At 57.0% G+C, this 16586-nt stretch carries 14 protein-coding genes; 10 read left to right on the top strand and 4 right to left on the bottom strand.

Annotated elements, in window-relative coordinates:
• The first annotated feature begins 147 nt into the window (after positions 1–147).
• From ppiD to PGS10_RS12115, 3 genes are all read left to right on the top strand, one after another.
• Positions 148–2022: a peptidylprolyl isomerase gene (gene ppiD, locus PGS10_RS12125; RefSeq protein WP_045390838.1), complete on the top strand. Its 1875-nt coding sequence runs from the start codon at positions 148–150 to the stop codon at positions 2020–2022.
• A gap of 148 nt (positions 2023–2170) precedes the next feature.
• On the top strand, positions 2171–2536 hold the full coding sequence (locus PGS10_RS12120; protein ID WP_316423010.1) for a helix-hairpin-helix domain-containing protein: 366 nt from the start codon (positions 2171–2173) through the stop codon (positions 2534–2536).
• Between the two features lie 110 nt (positions 2537–2646).
• Positions 2647–3048, top strand: coding sequence for a YbgC/FadM family acyl-CoA thioesterase (locus PGS10_RS12115; RefSeq protein ID WP_316423008.1), 402 nt, complete (start codon positions 2647–2649; stop codon positions 3046–3048).
• A 413-nt stretch (positions 3049–3461) separates the two neighbouring features.
• Here the strand turns inward: PGS10_RS12115 and queC are convergent, their stop codons facing one another.
• The gene (gene queC / locus PGS10_RS12110) at positions 3462–4172 is read right to left on the bottom strand and encodes a 7-cyano-7-deazaguanine synthase QueC (RefSeq protein ID WP_047078650.1); all 711 of its coding nucleotides are present in this window, start codon (positions 4170–4172) and stop codon (positions 3462–3464) included.
• Positions 4173–4238: 66 nt separating this feature from the next.
• The gene (locus PGS10_RS12105; RefSeq protein WP_045393586.1) at positions 4239–5939 is read right to left on the bottom strand and encodes an SgrR family transcriptional regulator; all 1701 of its coding nucleotides are present in this window, start codon (positions 5937–5939) and stop codon (positions 4239–4241) included.
• Between the two features lie 107 nt (positions 5940–6046).
• Between PGS10_RS12105 and cof the strand changes: the two genes are divergently transcribed.
• Positions 6047–6865 carry an HMP-PP phosphatase gene (gene cof, locus PGS10_RS12100; protein ID WP_047047021.1) on the top strand — a complete coding sequence of 273 codons (819 nt, stop codon included), beginning with the start codon at positions 6047–6049 and terminating at the stop codon, positions 6863–6865.
• A gap of 44 nt (positions 6866–6909) precedes the next feature.
• Here cof and PGS10_RS12095 read toward each other — a convergent pair whose 3' ends face one another.
• On the bottom strand, positions 6910–7962 hold the full coding sequence (locus tag PGS10_RS12095; protein ID WP_063448002.1) for a PLP-dependent cysteine synthase family protein: 1053 nt from the start codon (positions 7960–7962) through the stop codon (positions 6910–6912).
• 115 nt (positions 7963–8077) lie between these two features.
• Between PGS10_RS12095 and PGS10_RS12090 the strand changes: the two genes are divergently transcribed.
• The 5 genes from PGS10_RS12090 (at position 8078) to amtB (ending at position 14022) form a co-directional block, all read left to right on the top strand.
• Positions 8078–8536, top strand: a complete 459-nt coding sequence (locus PGS10_RS12090) for an Lrp/AsnC family transcriptional regulator (RefSeq protein WP_015367940.1) — start codon at positions 8078–8080, stop codon at positions 8534–8536.
• A gap of 43 nt (positions 8537–8579) precedes the next feature.
• Positions 8580–10349 carry a SmdA family multidrug ABC transporter permease/ATP-binding protein gene (locus tag PGS10_RS12085; RefSeq protein WP_316423004.1) on the top strand — a complete coding sequence of 590 codons (1770 nt, stop codon included), beginning with the start codon at positions 8580–8582 and terminating at the stop codon, positions 10347–10349.
• A complete protein-coding gene (locus tag PGS10_RS12080) occupies positions 10342–12120 on the top strand; it encodes a SmdB family multidrug efflux ABC transporter permease/ATP-binding protein (protein ID WP_316423003.1) in 1779 nt (592 codons plus the stop codon). The genes PGS10_RS12085 and PGS10_RS12080 overlap by 8 nt, the downstream gene beginning before the upstream one ends.
• Before the next feature lie 241 nt (positions 12121–12361).
• Entirely contained in the window at positions 12362–12700 is a 339-nt protein-coding gene (gene glnK, locus PGS10_RS12075; RefSeq protein ID WP_015367937.1) for a P-II family nitrogen regulator, read from the top strand.
• Positions 12701–12732: 32 nt separating this feature from the next.
• Positions 12733–14022 (top strand): ammonium transporter AmtB, encoded by a 1290-nt coding sequence (gene amtB, locus PGS10_RS12070; RefSeq protein ID WP_045393574.1) that lies wholly within the window; start codon positions 12733–12735, stop codon positions 14020–14022.
• Between the two features lie 65 nt (positions 14023–14087).
• Here amtB and PGS10_RS12065 read toward each other — a convergent pair whose 3' ends face one another.
• Positions 14088–15575 (bottom strand): UbiD family decarboxylase, encoded by a 1488-nt coding sequence (locus PGS10_RS12065; RefSeq protein WP_045393572.1) that lies wholly within the window; start codon positions 15573–15575, stop codon positions 14088–14090.
• A 119-nt stretch (positions 15576–15694) separates the two neighbouring features.
• Between PGS10_RS12065 and PGS10_RS12060 the strand changes: the two genes are divergently transcribed.
• Entirely contained in the window at positions 15695–16585 is an 891-nt protein-coding gene (locus PGS10_RS12060) for a LysR substrate-binding domain-containing protein (protein WP_045393570.1), read from the top strand.
• Position 16586 lies beyond the last annotated feature (1 nt).

The raw sequence follows: 16586 nt of genomic DNA, 5'->3' as shown, positions 1-16586 counted from the left end.
TCCAGAACGCGACTTTATGTGTGTTTATGCGCACTTGTGGGCTGACAATTGCCCCGTTTTCTTGTCAAAATACGTCCTCACGCGCGGCAGCCATCACGTGCTATGCTGCGCGAGCAAAAGTCATCTACAGCGGAGCGTTGTTACACCATGATGGACAACCTACGCACGGCCGCCAACAGCGTCGTGCTCAAGATTATTTTCGGTATCATTATCGTCTCGTTCATTTTGACCGGGGTGAGTGGTTACCTGATTGGCGGCGGCAACAACTATGCCGCAAAAGTGAATGGTCAGGAGATTGGCCGCGCGCAGTTTGAAAATGCCGTTGCCAGCGAGCGTAACCGCATGCAGCAGCAGCTAGGCGATCAGTTCTCCGAACTGGCGGCCAACGAAAACTACATGAAGACCATGCGTCAGCAGGTGTTGAACCGCCTGATCGACGAATCGCTGCTGGACCAGTATGCTCGTCAACTGGGCCTTAGCATCAGCGACGACCAGGTGAAACAGGCCATCTTCCAGACCCAGGCCTTCCAGTCAAACGGCAAGTTTGATAACGAACGTTTCACCGGTATCGTGAATCAAATGGGCATGACCACCGATCAATACGCGCAAGCGCTGCGTAATCAGCTGACGACTCAGCAGCTGATCAACGCGGTAGCCGGTACCGATTTCATGTTGCCGGGCGAGTCCGATCAACTGGCGGCGCTGGTCTCCCAGCAGCGCGTGGTTCGTGAAGCGACTATCGATGTTAACGCTCTGGCGGCGAAACAGACCGTTAGCGATGAAGAGATTAACGCCTTCTGGCAGCAGAACCAGGCCCGTTTTATGGCGCCGGAGCAGTTCCGCGTGAGCTACATCAAGATGGATGCCGCCAGCATGCAGGAAAACGCCTCTGACGAAGAAATTCAGTCATGGTACGACCAGCATAAAGATCAATTCACTCAGCCGCAGCGTAATCGCTACAGCGTGATTCAGACTAAAACTGAAGCTGATGCGAAAGCGGTACTGGCCGAACTGCAAAAAGGCGCCGACTTCGCCACGCTGGCAAAAGAGAAATCGACCGACATCATCTCCGCGCGTAACGGCGGCGATATGGGCTGGATGGAAGAGGCTTCCACCGTGCCTGAGCTGAAAGATGCCGGCCTGAAAGACAAAGGCCAGCTTTCCGGGGTGATTAAATCTTCCGTAGGTTTCCTGGTGGCGCGCCTGGACGATGTTCAGCCGGCGCAGGTCAAACCGCTGGCCGACGTGCGTAACGACATCGCGGCGAAAGTGAAGCAGGAAAAAGCGCTGGATGCTTACTACGCGCTACAGCAGAAGGTTAGCGATGCGGCTAGCAACGATAACGAATCCCTGGCGGGGGCCGCGCAGGTCGCCGGCCTGAAAGTGGTTGAGACCGGCTGGTTCGGTCGTAACAACTTACCGGAAGAGCTGAACTTCAAGCCGGTTGCCGATGCTATCTTTAATGGCGGTCTGGTGGGTGAAAACGGCGCGCCGGGTAATAACTCCGACATCATTACCGTTGACGGCGATCGCGCCTTTGTCCTGCGTATTAGCGAGCACAAAGCGGAAAGCGTTAAACCGCTGGCGGAAGTGAAAGCGCAGGTGACTGATATCGTGAAGCGCAACAAAGCGGAACAGCAGGCGAAACTGGATGCCGATAAACTGTTGGCCGACCTGAAAGCGGGCAAAGGCGATGAAGCGATGAAAGCCGCCGGCCTGAGCTTCGGCGCGGCGCAGACGCTGTCCCGTACCGGCCAGGATCCGCTGAGCCAGGCAGCCTTCTCCCTGCCGCTGCCGCAGAAAGATAAAGCGAGCTACGGCGTGGGCAACGATGCCAAAGGCAACGTAGTATTGTTGGCGCTTGATGAAGTGAAAGCGGGTTCTATGCCAGAAGAGCAGAAGAAAGCGATGGTGCAGGGTATTACCCAGAATAATGCGCAAATCGCATTCGAAGCGCTGATGAGCAACCTGCGTAAAGACGCCAAAATCAAGCTTGGCGACCTCGTCGACCAGCAGCAATAATTTCGCGCCGCCTCGCAAAACGAGGTAACGCGATGCAATACTCAAAGGCCGCTTTCGCGGCCTTTTCCATTTCCGCAATCTGCCTTTTGTACTCCGTTTTCGCAGCCGCTATCGTGACCTTGCTGTCTACAAACAAGGAGATAACAGCATGAACAGAGGAATAAAAATGGTTATTGTCGCCGTGTTGCTGGCTTGTACGGCGGGTTCTCAGGGGGCGCTGGCGGCATCGGCGAGCGGCAAGGCGGCATCGGCAAAAGAGACTATTCAGGCGCCGCAGACGAAAATGCCGGAGGAAGGGAAAACGACGGATAACGTCGGCGCGCGGGTCAGCATCAATAATGCCAGCGCGGAGGAGCTAGCACAGGCCATGAACGGCGTTGGGCTTAAGAAAGCGCAGGCAATCGTCAGCTACCGCGAAGAGTACGGGCCGTTTAAGACTCTCGACGATCTTAAACAGGTTCCGGGGATGGGCAGTTCGCTGGTAGAGAGAAATCTGTCACATCTGACGCTCTAATTTCACCCGCTGGTTTGCACAGTGGCAAATCTTTGCCATGCTAAAGAGGTTATGCCATCTGGTGTGACCTCTTACCTGATTAACAACAATAATAGTAAGGCATGTGCGCTATGCAGACTCAAATTAAAGTTCGCGGTTATCATCTGGACGTTTACCAGCACGTTAACAATGCTCGTTATCTGGAGTTTCTCGAAGAGGCGCGCTGGGATGGGCTGGAGAGTAGCCCGGCGTTTCACTGGATGACCAGCCATAACATCGCTTTTGTAGTGGTCAATATCAATATCAATTATCGCCGCCCGGCGGTACTCGGGGATGAACTTACCGTGACCAGTAAGCTGGAGCAGTTGAACGGTAAAAGCGGCACCTTAAGTCAGGTGGTGACCCTTAATCCTAACGGTGAAGTGGTGGCCGATGCGCGGATTACCTTTGTTTGCATTGATCTGAAAACGCAGAAGGCGCAGCCGCTGGAAGGGGAGTTGCGCGAAAAGCTCGACCAGATGAATTTACGCTAACAACAGCCGGACCGCGGAGAGCGGTGAACCTGTAGGTGAGGTTGAACTCAGGCTTCGTGCCAATCGATTCCCGGAGGCGGCGCCTGACGCGTCTTTTCCGGGCTACCGGCTGGTGGAATGCGGTGAATCCGTAGCCCCGGTAAGCGAAGCGCCACCGGGGAGGTTGAACTCAGGCTTCGTGCCAATTGTTTCCCGGAGGCGGCGCCTGACGCGCCTTTTCCGGGCTACCGGCTGGTGGGACGCGGTGAACCCGTAGCCCCGGTAAGCGAAGCGCCACCGGGGAGGTTGAACTCAGGCTTTGTGCTAATCGATTCCCGGAGGCGGCGCCTGACGCGCCTTTTCCGGGCTACCGGCTGGTGGAATGCGGTGAATCCGTAGCCCCGGTAAGCGAAGCGCCACCGGGGAGGTTGAACTTAAGCTTCGTGCCCCTGGCCCAGACCGGTTTTTTGCTTCATGATCGCCATCACGCCGGCCTTATTGCCCAGATACTGGTTCAGGCCGTTGGCGCGCAGGTTGCAGGCCGCACACTGGCCGCAGCCGTCGCCCTTGATGCCGTTATAGCAGGTGAGCGTTTCGCGGCGAACCAGATCCAACCGGCCCCAATAATCGGCCAGCGCCCAGGTTTCGGCTTTGTTGAGCCACATCAGCGGCGTCTCAAAACGTATATCTTTTGCCATGCCAAGGCTAACCGCGTGGTGCAGCGCTTTAACAAATTCGTCGCGGCAGTCCGGGTAACCGGAGAAGTCGGTCTCGCAAACGCCGGTAATAATTGCTTGAGCCTTAACCTGATAGGCGTAGATCGCCGTCAGGGTTAAAAACAGAATATTGCGACCTGGAACGAAGGTATTCGGAATACCATCGGCATCCGGCTCGTAATCCGGTACCGGAATGCTATCGCGCGTCAGGCTGCTCACCGCCAGTTCTTTAAGCAGCGTAACGTCCAGCACTTTATGCGCCACCGCGCCCAGTTTTAGCGCCAGCTCGCGAGCCACGTCAATCTCGGCGCGGTGGCGTTGGCCATAATCGAAAGTGACGCAATGCACTTCGTCATACTGTTCCAGTGCCTGCACCAGGCAGGTTGTTGAGTCTTGTCCTCCGCTGAAGACCACTACGGCGCGTTTCATAGCAATTCCTGACTAAATAAGTGAGAGCGATATGGTACCGTCAGACGCTCGCGGCGACCAGCTCTCTCACGCCGATGATGCCGGTAGCCAGGCGCTGGCGAAGTCGAACCAGCCTCGGGCATTGAGGCGCAGGCCGTTAACACCCGGCGGCGCGCTGATGCGGTAATTGTATTTGAATAACGGCGTCATGATGGCGTCATCCATCAGCGTATTGAAGACGTTGCGCAGGGCATCGTTGCGGCTACGTGCTTCGGGCTGCGCCTGCACGGCATCTAATGTTGCCTGCAGGTGCGCATATTGCGCCCCGGTCAGCAAATTAGGCCATAGCGTGTCGCAGCGTAGCCACTGTTCAAGGGTATATTCCGGCGCTTCGCCAATCAGGCGGTCGCCCATCATCATATCGGCCTGTGCCAGATATCGGCAGCCGTCCCAATTTTTGGCGTCGTGAAAAATGAGCGTCAGTTCGCAGCCGAGAGAGGCGAGGCGCCGTTTCAGCTGCTCAGCCATAGTGTGTAATTCGACCGGCAAATGATAGAGCAGGGTGAGCTGGCGAGGCAGCGGCACCTCATGGTTTTCCGGGCCCTGAGGAATGGACCAGCCGGGCAGTACCTCATGGCTCGGCGTGATCAGATCTTCGTCCAGCGGTAGCGTTTCCAGCAACGACGAGCGGTGGATAATCGAAATCAGCCGCTGGGCCTGCGCTTTACTGAGACGTGGACTCTGACGCAGGGTCAAATAGCAGAAACCGAGGCTGATGCTATTGCTCACCTGGCGCAGATTATTGAGCTCCTCAGGATCGCCGATGGTGATCTGTACCGGATGGCGACAGCTGGTGCCGAGATCGCTTTCGAATAGCTGCGGCGTGATCCAGTATTCTACCGCCTGGATCAGCGGATGCTGTAAATGGTAGCGGGGATGGTTTTCCAGACGAACCAGATCCGGGCCAAAAAGTTTCAATCGGAACGGGCCGCTGCCGATTGCCGGATCGTCAGGATGTGCCAGCACGCTGCAATAGCTGGCTAAACGGAACGGTAGCCAGTAGTCCGGGCGATGCAGCGTAATCGTCAAACACTGGGCGTGGGTGACATCGATGCGGCTAATGCTGGCAAAAAGGGTGCGGAGAGCCGGCAGTTCCAGTAGCAACAGTAGTCTTTGCCGCAGCTGTGAGGTTTCCACGGTATCGCCGTTATGCCAGCACAGGGTCGAGCGGATATAAAAGTGCCACCGTAGCCCATCGGGTGATACCTGCCAGTGGTGCGCCAGATCGCCCACCGGCGTGTTGTCGCTATCGTCGAAACGCGTCAGGCCGGAATAGATCTGCCCGGCCAAATGTTGTTCCGCGCGCCCGGGCAGAAAGCCGGGGCGCAGCGGTTCCAGCGGCCGATAATAAGGGATACGCAGCGTCGGGGTATTGTTTTGCCACTGGCCGCCGAGGAAGGGGTGCAACAACGCTTTCAGCTCAACCGGCGCCAGCTGCGCCAGCTCCAGCGCGTTTTGCTGCTGACCCTTATTCAGCGCCTGTTCCATCATCTCGTTACGCAGGCTTTCCGGAGTTTTGTGAAAACAGAGCATTCCGCGCTTGCCGCGCCCGGAGCTGGCCTGCCAGCTTAACCAACCGGCCTCCTGGGCCTGGCGTAACAGCGTACGGATATGGCGCTCGCTACAAAAACAGCGCTCCGCCAGTTCGCCGACGGTCACCTGCTGCGGCGCGCCGGACGACGGCTGCCATAGCCGCTGGTACTGATTTAAACGGTTTAATAATCTCATTTGCGGAAAACCCGGAACAATAAAAAATATCTATTCACTATTACTTCCGTATATCTCAGGCGATACTGCAACACAAGCGAAACCCATCACACATCGGGGAAAATACCATGGCAAAACTGGCGGCATTTGATATGGACGGCACCCTGCTGATGCCGGACCATCGTCTCGGAGAACTGACCCTCACGGCGCTGAGACGGTTGCGTGAACGCGATATCGCCCTGACTTTCGCCACCGGTCGCCATGCTCTGGAAATGCGCCATCTGATCGGCGAGTTTTCCCTTGATGCTTTTCTGATTACCGGCAACGGTACGCGCATCCATTCACTGGAAGGCGACGAGCTGTACCGTCAGGATTTGAACCCTGAAGTGGCGGAAGAGGTGCTGCATAGCGTGTGGGATACTCAGGCCAGCATGCACGTTTTTAACGACGGCGGCTGGTTTACCGGCCAGGCAAGGCCGGAACTGCTCCGAGCTCACGCCTTCAGCGGCTTTCATTATCAACTGCGCGATCCGAAACGGATGCCGGCGCACCACGTCACCAAGATCTGTTTCTGCGGCGATCATGACGATCTGCGCCGTCTGCGGATCCAGCTAAATGAAGCGTTAGGCGCTCGCGCGTTTATTTGCTTTTCGGCGATGGATTGTCTGGAGGTACTGCCGGTCGGCTGTAATAAAGGCACGGCGCTGGCGGTGCTGAGCCAGCACTTAGGTTTCTCGTTGCAGGACTGCATGGCATTTGGCGATGCAATGAACGATCGCGAGATGCTTGGTAGCGTAGGGCGAGGATTCATTATGGGTAACGCGATGCCGCAGCTCAAAGCTGAACTGCCGCATCTACCGATCATCGGCGACTGCCGTCATCAGGCGGTTTCCCACTTTTTAACACATTGGCTGGATAATCCTGATCTTCCTTATTCCCCCGAATAGAGAGACCCTACCAGCAAGCCGGATAGCGTTCTATCCGGCTTTTTTTATTGCGCGCCGCTCAGTTGCATAATCTGCGTCTGCCACGGGGTAATATCGCCGATATTCGCCGCGACCCACTGCGGGTTATAATAGCTTTCGAGGTAACGTTCGCCGCTGTCGCACAACAGGGTGACGATAGAGCCCATACGTCCTTCATCGCGCATCCGTGCGGCCAGCTGCAGTACGCCCCACATATTGGTGCCGGTGGAGGCGCCGACTTTTCTTCCAAGCTGGGTTTCCAGCCACAGGGCGGTGGCGACGCTGGCGGCATCCGGCACGCGCAACATTTCATCGACGACGTCGGGAATAAACGAGGGTTCGACGCGCGGGCGGCCAATACCTTCAATTTTGCTACCGACCGGGCTACGCAGGCTGGCGTCGCGGCTCTGCCAGTAATCGAGGAACACCGAATTCTGCGGGTCGACCACCATCAGTTGCGTCTCGTAGCCCTGACAGCGAATATAGCGGCCAATGGTCGCAGAAGTCCCGCCGGTACCGGCGCTCATGACGATCCACGACGGCTGCGGGTGCGGCTCGTGGGTCATCTGGCGGAAAATGCTGTCGGCAATATTGTTATTGCCGCGCCAGTCGGTGGCGCGCTCGGCGAAAGTGAACTGATCCATATAGTGGCCATTCAACTCGCGCGCCAGCATTTCAGAAGCGGCGTAAATTTCGCAGGCGTTGTCGACGAAATGACAGCGTCCGCCATAAAATTCAATCTGTTCGATTTTACGTTTCGCGGTGCAGGAGGGCATCACGGCAATAAACGGCAGGCCCAGCAGGCGAGCGAAATAGGCTTCTGAGACCGCCGTCGAACCCGAAGACGATTCGATAATCGTAGTGCCTTCTTTGATCCATCCGTTGCACAGTCCGTAGAGAAACAGCGAACGCGCCAGACGGTGCTTGAGGCTACCGGTTGGATGCGTACTTTCATCTTTCAGATAAATAGGGATACCCGGAAAACCAGGCAGCGTCAGGCGGATCAGGTGTGTATCGGCGGAACGCTGGTAGTCGGCGTTAATTTCACTAATGGCATGTTTTACCCAGGCGCTGTTCATCTCGGATTCCTGTTTGTCATTTTGTGCCCAGCTTAGCGGATTGTGCGGGAAAAATTGTTGCTATTTGGCCTTTCAATTACAATTACGGGAGTAAATTATTCTCTCTGGTGGCCTTATGTTAGATAAAATTGACCGTAAGCTGCTGTCGTTGCTGCAAACTGACTGCACCCTCTCTTTGCAGGCGCTGGCGGATGCCGTTAATCTGACCACCACGCCCTGCTGGAAACGGCTCAAGCGCCTTGAGGACGAAGGTATCCTGCGCGAGCGCGTGGCCATTCTGGATGCGGAAAAGCTGGGGCTCGGTCTAACCGCCTTCGTTTTGATAAAAACCCAGCATCACAGCAGTGACTGGTACTGCCGCTTTGTTAGCGAAGTGTCGCAAATGGCGGAAGTGCTGGGTTTCTGGCGTATGGCTGGCGAGTACGATTACCTGCTACGGGTGCAGGTCGCGGATATGAAGCGCTATGACGACTTTTATAAACGTCTGGTGAACAGCGTGCCGGGGCTGTCGGATGTCACTTCGAGTTTTGCCATGGAACAGATAAAATACACCACGGCCTTGCCTATTGATTAACGGCTTTTTGCCGCCACGAATTATACATTCAGGATTTTACCGTTTGCGATTATTTGCTCAACTTAGCTGGTACTTTCGCCGGGAGTGGCGCCGCTATCTCGGCGCCGTCGCTCTGCTTGCCGTTATTGCCGTACTCCAGCTAATCCCGCCGAAAGTAGTGGGGATTGTGGTCGACGGCGTGACTAAAGAACATTACACCGCAGAGCAGGTGTGGATGTGGATCGGCGCGCTGGTCGTTATCGCGGTGATGATTTATCTGCTGCGCTATGTCTGGCGCGTGCTGCTATTCGGCGCCTCTTATCAACTGGCCGTTGAACTGCGTGAAGACTTCTACCGTCAGCTCAGCCGCCAGCATCCGGCCTTCTATCTGCGTCACCGTACCGGCGATCTTATTGCCCGCGCGACCAACGATGTTGACCGCGTCGTCTTCGCCGCCGGCGAGGGGGTCCTGACGCTGGTGGACTCACTGGTGATGGGTTGTGCGGTACTGATTGTGATGTCGACGCAAATCAGCTGGCAGCTAACGCTACTGGCGCTGGTGCCGATGCCGTTTATGGCGCTAGCTATCAAGCGTAATGGCGATGCCCTGCATGAGCGCTTTCGTGTGGCGCAGGCGGCTTTTTCCAGCCTTAACGATCGCACGCAGGAAAGCCTGACCAGCATACGTATGATTAAAGCGTTCGGCCTTGAGGATCGTCAGTCGGCGCAGTTTGCCGCCGATGCGGCGGATACCGGGGCGAAGAACATGCGGGTCGCGCGTATCGATGCCCGCTTCGACCCGACAATTTATATTGCCATTGGCGCGGCCAACCTGCTGGCAATCGGCGGCGGCAGCTGGCTGGTGTTGCAGGGCGAGCTGACCCTTGGCCAGCTAACCAGTTTTGTCATGTACCTTGGCCTGATGATTTGGCCAATGCTGGCGCTGGCGTGGATGTTTAATATCGTTGAGCGCGGTAGCGCCGCCTACGGACGTATTCGTTCGATGCTGGAAGAAGCGCCGGTGGTCAACGATGGCACCGAAACGGTGCCGGAGGGGCGCGGTTCGCTTAACGTGGCGGTGCGTGAATTTATCTATCCGCAGGCGGCGAAACCGTCGCTGGAGAAGGTTAACTTCATTCTGCAGCCGGGGCAGATGCTCGGTATCTGCGGTCCGACGGGGGCCGGGAAAAGCACCATTCTTTCCCTTATCCAGCGCCATTTTGATGTCATCGAGGGGGATATCCGTTTCCATGATATTCCGCTGACCCGCCTGCAGCTTGATAGCTGGCGAGGGCGACTGGCGGTGGTCAATCAAACCCCATTCCTGTTCTCCGATACCGTGGCCAATAACATTGCGTTGGGTAAACCGGACGCGACCCGGGAGCAAATCGAGCGCGTCGCGCGGCTGGCCAGCGTGCATGATGATATTCTGCGCCTGCCGCAGGGCTATGAAACGGAAGTCGGCGAGCGCGGGGTAATGCTCTCTGGCGGTCAGAAACAACGTATTTCCATTGCCCGCGCGCTGCTGCTGGAGGCGGAAATCCTGATCCTCGATGATGCGCTGTCGGCGGTTGATGGACGGACGGAGCATGATATTTTGCATAACCTGCGCCAGTGGGGGGAGGGGCGGACGGTGATCATCAGCGCCCATCGCCTCTCAGCATTAACCGAAGCCAGTGAAATTTTGGTTTTGCAACACGGCCATATCGCGCAGCGCGGCCGCCACGAGCAGCTTGTCGTCCAGGCGGGATGGTATCGCGATATGTATCGCTATCAGCAACTGGAAGCGGCGCTTGACGATGCGCCGCAGGATGAGGAGGCGGTTGATGTGTAATTTCGCTCATCTCTGGCCGACCCTTAAACGTCTGCTGGCCTACGGTTCGCCGTGGCGTAAGCCACTTATTATTGCGGTCATCATGATGTGGATAGCGGCGGCCGCGGAAGTCAGCGGCCCGCTGCTGATAAGCTATTTCATTGATAACATGGTGGCGAAACAATCGCTGCCGGTGAAGCTGGTCAGCGGCCTGGCGGCGGCCTATATCTGCCTGCAGATCCTTGCCGCTACGCTGCACTATAACCAGGCGCTGCTGTTTAACCGGGCGGCGGTCGGCGTGGTGCAGCAGTTGCGCAGCGATGTGATGGACGCCGCGCTGCGCCAACCGCTCAGCGAGTTTGATACACAACCGGTCGGTCAACTGATTTCGCGCGTTACCAACGACACCGAAGTGATTCGCGACCTGTACGTGACGGTTGTGGCGACGGTGCTGCGCAGCGCGGCGCTGATTGGCGCGATGCTAGTGGCGATGTTTAGTCTCGACTGGCGAATGGCGCTGGTGGCGGTGGCTATCTTCCCGGCGGTGCTGATCGTCATGGCTATCTATCAGCGCTACAGCACGCCGATCGTGCGTCGCATGCGCGCCTGGCTTGCCGATATCAATGATGGCTTCAACGAAGTCATCAACGGGATGGGCGTTATTCAGCAGTTCCGCCAGCAGGCGCGATTCGGCGAGCGGATGCGTGAAGCCAGCTACGGTCACTATCTGGCGCGCATGCAGACGCTGCGTCTGGATGGTTTTCTGCTGCGCCCGCTGTTAAGCCTGTTTTCATCGCTGATCCTCTGCGGCCTGCTGATGCTGTTTGGTTTTAGCGCTTCCGGAAGTATCGAAGTCGGGGTGTTATACGCCTTCATTAGCTACCTCGGACGCCTGAACGAACCACTGATCGAACTTACCACCCAGCAGTCGATGCTGCAGCAGGCGGTAGTGGCGGGCGAGCGCGTGTTTGAACTGATGGACCGTCCGCGCCAGAGCTGGGGTAGCGATAGCGCGCCGTTACGCAGCGGCGCGGTGGCGATTGATAACGTCTCTTTCGCCTATCGCGACGACCGGCTGGTGCTGCAGGATATCAATCTGGATATACCTTCGCGCGGTTTTGTGGCGCTGGTTGGCCATACCGGCAGCGGTAAGAGTACGTTGGCCAGCCTGATGATGGGCTACTACCCGTTGACCAAAGGCGAAATTCGCCTCGATGGCCGCCCGCTGTCGTCGTTAAGCCACAGCGCTTTACGTCGGGGCGTCGCGATGGTGCAACAGGATCCGGTGGTATTAGCCGATACCTTCTATGCCAACGTGACGCTGGGGCGCGATATCAGCGAGCAGCAGGTCTGGGAAGCGCTGGAGGCGGTGCAGCTCGCTGACCTTGCCCGCGAAATGAGCGACGGGATTTATACCCAACTGGGCGAGCAGGGCAACAACCTGTCGGTGGGCCAGAAACAGCTGCTGGCGCTGGCTCGCGTGCTGGTGGAAACGCCACAGGTGCTGATCCTCGATGAAGCGACAGCGAATATCGACTCCGGTACCGAGCAGGCTATCCAGCAGGCGCTGGCGAAAGTGCGCGAGCACACCACGCTGGTCGTCATCGCCCACCGTCTGTCGACTATCGTCGAGGCTGATACGATCCTGGTGTTGCACCGTGGCCAGGCCGTCGAGCGCGGAAACCATCAGCAATTGCTGGCGGCGAAGGGCCGCTACTGGCAGATGTACCAGCTACAGCTGGCTGGCGAAGAGTTAGCCGCCAGCGTTGAGGAGGAGTCGCTGAGCGCCTGATGCACCATCAGCAGGCATTGGTGCAGGGGTGACATGAAGTGGTGCAACTTGCTCACTAAGGGCGCACCGTATTGGTGCATTTTTGCGCATTAGCGGTTATTTGCCGTCTCGCCAGTAACATCCTCGCGTTTTTTTCTCCGTAAACGGGCCGATTCACGGCCCGTTTTCATTTTTGGCATATCCCTTGCTTTATCTCCTGTGTTAGCAGCGGCCACTATCAAATACTGACTGGAGGGGATTTATGAAGCTGGTTACCGTGGTAATCAAACCATTCAAACTGGAAGACGTTCGCGAAGCGTTGTCCTCCATCGGCATTCAGGGCCTGACGGTCACGGAAGTGAAAGGCTTCGGCCGCCAGAAAGGCCATGCTGAGCTCTATCGCGGCGCCGAATACAGCGTCAATTTCCTGCCAAAAGTAAAAATTGATATTGCGATTGCCGACGATCAGCTGGACGAGGTTGTCGAGGTGATAGGCAAGGCCGCCTGGACCGGAAAAATTGGCGACGGCAAAATTTTTGTCGCCGAACTGCAGCGCGTGATTCGTATTCGTACCGGCGAATCCGACGAAGCGGCACTGTAATTGCCTGACCACACAGCGATGGGGATGAAGAGATGATGAGAACGACGATGAAAACGGCTCTGGGAGCGCTGGCGCTGCTTCCGGGACTGGCGCTGGCGGCCGAACCGGCGGTGGCGGATAAAGCCGACAACGCTTTTATGATGATTTGCACCGCGCTGGTGCTGTTTATGACAATCCCCGGCATTGCGTTGTTCTACGGCGGCCTGATTCGCGGTAAAAACGTGCTCTCAATGCTGACTCAGGTCATTGTGACTTTTGGCCTGGTTTGCGTGCTGTGGGTTATCTATGGCTATACGCTTGCCTTCGGAAGCGGCGGTAGCTTCTTTGGCAGCTTCGACTGGGTCATGCTGAAAAATATTGAACTGAAAGCGTTAATGGGGTCGTTCTATCAGTATATCCATGTCGCCTTCCAGGGCTCTTTCGCCTGTATCACCGTGGGCCTGATCGTCGGCGCGCTGGCGGAACGTATTCGTTTCTCCGCGGTACTGATTTTTGTGGTGGTTTGGCTCACGCTCTCCTACGTGCCGATTGCGCATATGGTGTGGGGCGGCGGCCTGCTGGCGACCCATGGCGCGCTGGACTTCGCCGGCGGTACCGTCGTGCACATCAACGCCGCGGTGGCGGGGCTGGTGGGCGCGTATATGATGGGCAAACGCGTGGGCTTTGGCAAAGAAGCGTTTAAACCGCATAACCTGCCGATGGTCTTTACCGGTACGGCGATTCTGTATGTTGGCTGGTTCGGCTTTAACGCCGGTTCCGCAAGCGCGGCCAACGAAATTGCCGCGCTGGCCTTCGTGAATACCGTCGTGGCGACCGCTGGCGCGATTCTGGCCTGGACCTTCGGCGAATGGGCCACTCGCGGTAAACCGTCGCTGCTGGGTGCCTGCTCCGGCGCGATTGCCGGCCTGGTCGGCATTACTCCGGCGTGCGGCTACGTTGGCGTTGGCGGCTCGCTGATTATTGGTATCATCGCCGGCCTGGCCGGGCTGTGGGGCGTCACGGTGCTGAAACGCTGGCTGCGCGTCGATGACCCATGCGATGTGTTTGGCGTTCACGGCGTGTGCGGCATCATCGGTTGTATCCTGACCGGCATCTTCGCCTCTACCACCCTTGGCGGGGTCGGCTATGCGGAAGGCGTAACGATGGGGCATCAGTTACTGGTACAGCTGGAAAGTATTGGCATTACCGTGGTGTGGTCCGCCGTCGTCGCGTATATCGGCTTCAAAGTGGCGGCGATGACCGTCGGCCTGCGCGTGCCGGAAGAGCAGGAGCGCGAAGGGCTGGACGTCAACAGCCACGGCGAAAACGCCTACAACGCCTGATAAAGCGAGCAATCTCCATAAGCGTCAAAGCCTCCCGTCCGGGAGGCTTTTTCTTTGCGTGGAATTTATTTCTTACTGAAGCCAGGGATAAAGCGATCAACATCCACTTCCATAAATTGGCTGCGCTGGAAGTGGGCTTTCATATTCCACGGAACGGTGCAGTCGAAAATGGTTTTGCAGGCAATGCCGCTATCGCGAATCGATGGGCTGAAGGCCGGGTCGGATGATGGATCCAACGGATGGCAACGTACGCCGGGAATAAACACGGTGCTGACATCGCCCTGATAGCGGGTGGTCATCGCCCACATCACGTCGTTGATGTCGAATACATCGACGTCCTCATCGACCAGCATCACGTGCTTCAGCTCGGAGAAGGCGGAAAAGGCCAGTAGCGCGGCCTGGCGCTGACGGCCCTCATCGCTTGGCGTGCGTTTCTTCACCTGCAGCACGGCGAGATATTTACCCGTCCCCGGAGAGGGGCAGTGGACGTTTTGTACGAAGCCTGGAAGCGCGCGCTCTACCATTTGCAGAATGCTGGCTTCGGTCGGGATCCCGGCCAGATTGGTATGCTCATCGCTCGGCCCGATACAGGTTTGCAGAATCGGGTGGCGGCGGTGGGTAATCGCTTTAACTTTTATCACCGGCACTTCCGCCTGAGCGCTACCGGTGTAGCCGGGGAACTCCGGCATGGCTTTGCCGCTGTTGGTATTCTGGTCTTCGCGTACCCGCACGCCAGGCAGCAGTTCACCTTCAATAACGATTTCGGCATTGGCGATGGCGCGGGCGTTGACGCTCACGCATTCGCTGAGCTCGACCGCCTGATTACGCAGAGCGCCGGCGATAGAGAGTTCGTCAAACCCGAGAGGAGTGGTCGGTGGTTCAAAGCAGGCGCCAATTTCAATCGCCGGATCCACGCCGATGCTAATCGAGATGGGCAACGCTTTCCCGGCAGCCTCGGCTTTTTGTCTGAAGGTGTCGAGATGACGACCCGGTACGAAATACATTGAGATTTCGTCTTTGCTCTGTACGCACAGGCGGTGGATGGTGACGTCATGGTCGCCGGTTTCCGGATCCGCGGCATAGCACATACCGAGAGTAAAGTAAGGACCGGCGTCTTCCGGGGTGTTAGTCGGCGCGGGTAATATTTTGAGAATATCGAAATCAGGATCGCTTGCCAGATGCACCACTTCCTGGCAGGCCGCTCGTTCACGCGGGATAGTGATTGGCGCGATAGGATTCGCTACGGAGTCTTTGAGCATAAACGCCAGATTTTCCGGCGTGGTGCCAAACAGGCGCGCAACGCGCTGTCGCGAACACAGCAGGCCAATGAGCACCCTGACATCATCATAGCCTTTGACCTTGTTAAAGATCATCGCCGGGCCTACGCGGGTCGGGCGCTGTACGGTTCCGTGGGCGCCAACGTAGCGATATACGCCGGAGAGTTCGGCAATGGGGTCGACGGGTTCGTCGGTGTAGATCAGTTCATTATCGTACTGACTCAATAGCGCCAAAGCAGAACGCAGATCGGTTACTTTTACATGTTGTTCAGACATCGTGCTTCCTTCAGTTTTCTGGCAATGGCTATTAATTCTCACCAGATACCGATAAGAGTCCAATCACATTTCCCCTTATTTTAATAAGAGATTATTATCAGTGTTTTCGGGAGGGCGTGATGGATTATCGACAACTACAGGCATTTACGGTTCTGGCGGAAGAGTTGCACTTTGGCCGGGCGGCGCAGCGTCTGCATATCACGCAACCAGCGCTGACCCAGCAGATTAAAAGTTTCGAAAGCGCGCTGGAGCTACCGCTGTTCACTCGCGATCGACGCAACGTCGCCCTGACCGCCGAAGGGCAATTTTTGCTGGCCGAGGCGCGGATGATTCTCGGCCACTGCGATAAATTTCGCGAGAATGCGCGCAGTTTGCGACAGGGGCGTAAAGGGCAGTTGAAAATTGGCTACGTTGGCTCGGCTATTTTTGACCCGGCGCTGAGCGTGTTAATACGAAATTATCGTCAACGCCAACCCGAAGCCGATTTGCTAATTGAAGAGCATAACGTTAACGACCTGATAACCGGTTTATTAAGCGAAACGGTCGACCTGGCGTTTATCCGCTCGCCAGGCGCGCAATATGATGAACTGGAGTCGCTGGATATTGCGACCCGGCCGCTGGTGGCGGTGGTGCCTCGCCATCATGCGCTCGCCAGCAGGCGCGCAATTCCACTCGCGGCGCTGGCGGAAGAGACGTTTTTCATTCAGCAGGATCCCAGCGGCGTCGGATTGGGATGGTCAGCCATCAGCGCCTGTCGGCAGGCGGGTTTTACACCCCGTAAGATTCAGTACACGCGTGATGTCTCCACGGCGATTGGCCAGGTATCGATGGGGATGGGGGTGACGTTGGTGCCCGAGACGCAAAGCGCCATGCTGGTGTCGGAAGTCAGTTATTGCCTGTTAGAAGAGACCTTTGCCGTAACGACGCTCACGTTATGCTGGCGGCGGCAGAGTCGCAACGGACTGCTGGGGGATTTTATTGCCGATGCGCGCGAATTGCTTGGCCGTTAAA

The sequence above is a fragment of the Klebsiella sp. 141153 genome, from assembly GCF_032601995.1.
Taxonomy (GTDB): Bacteria; Pseudomonadota; Gammaproteobacteria; order Enterobacterales; family Enterobacteriaceae; genus Klebsiella; species Klebsiella aerogenes.
Note: the sequence above shows the minus strand (reverse complement) of the source record. Positions and strands in the feature narration are given on the sequence as shown.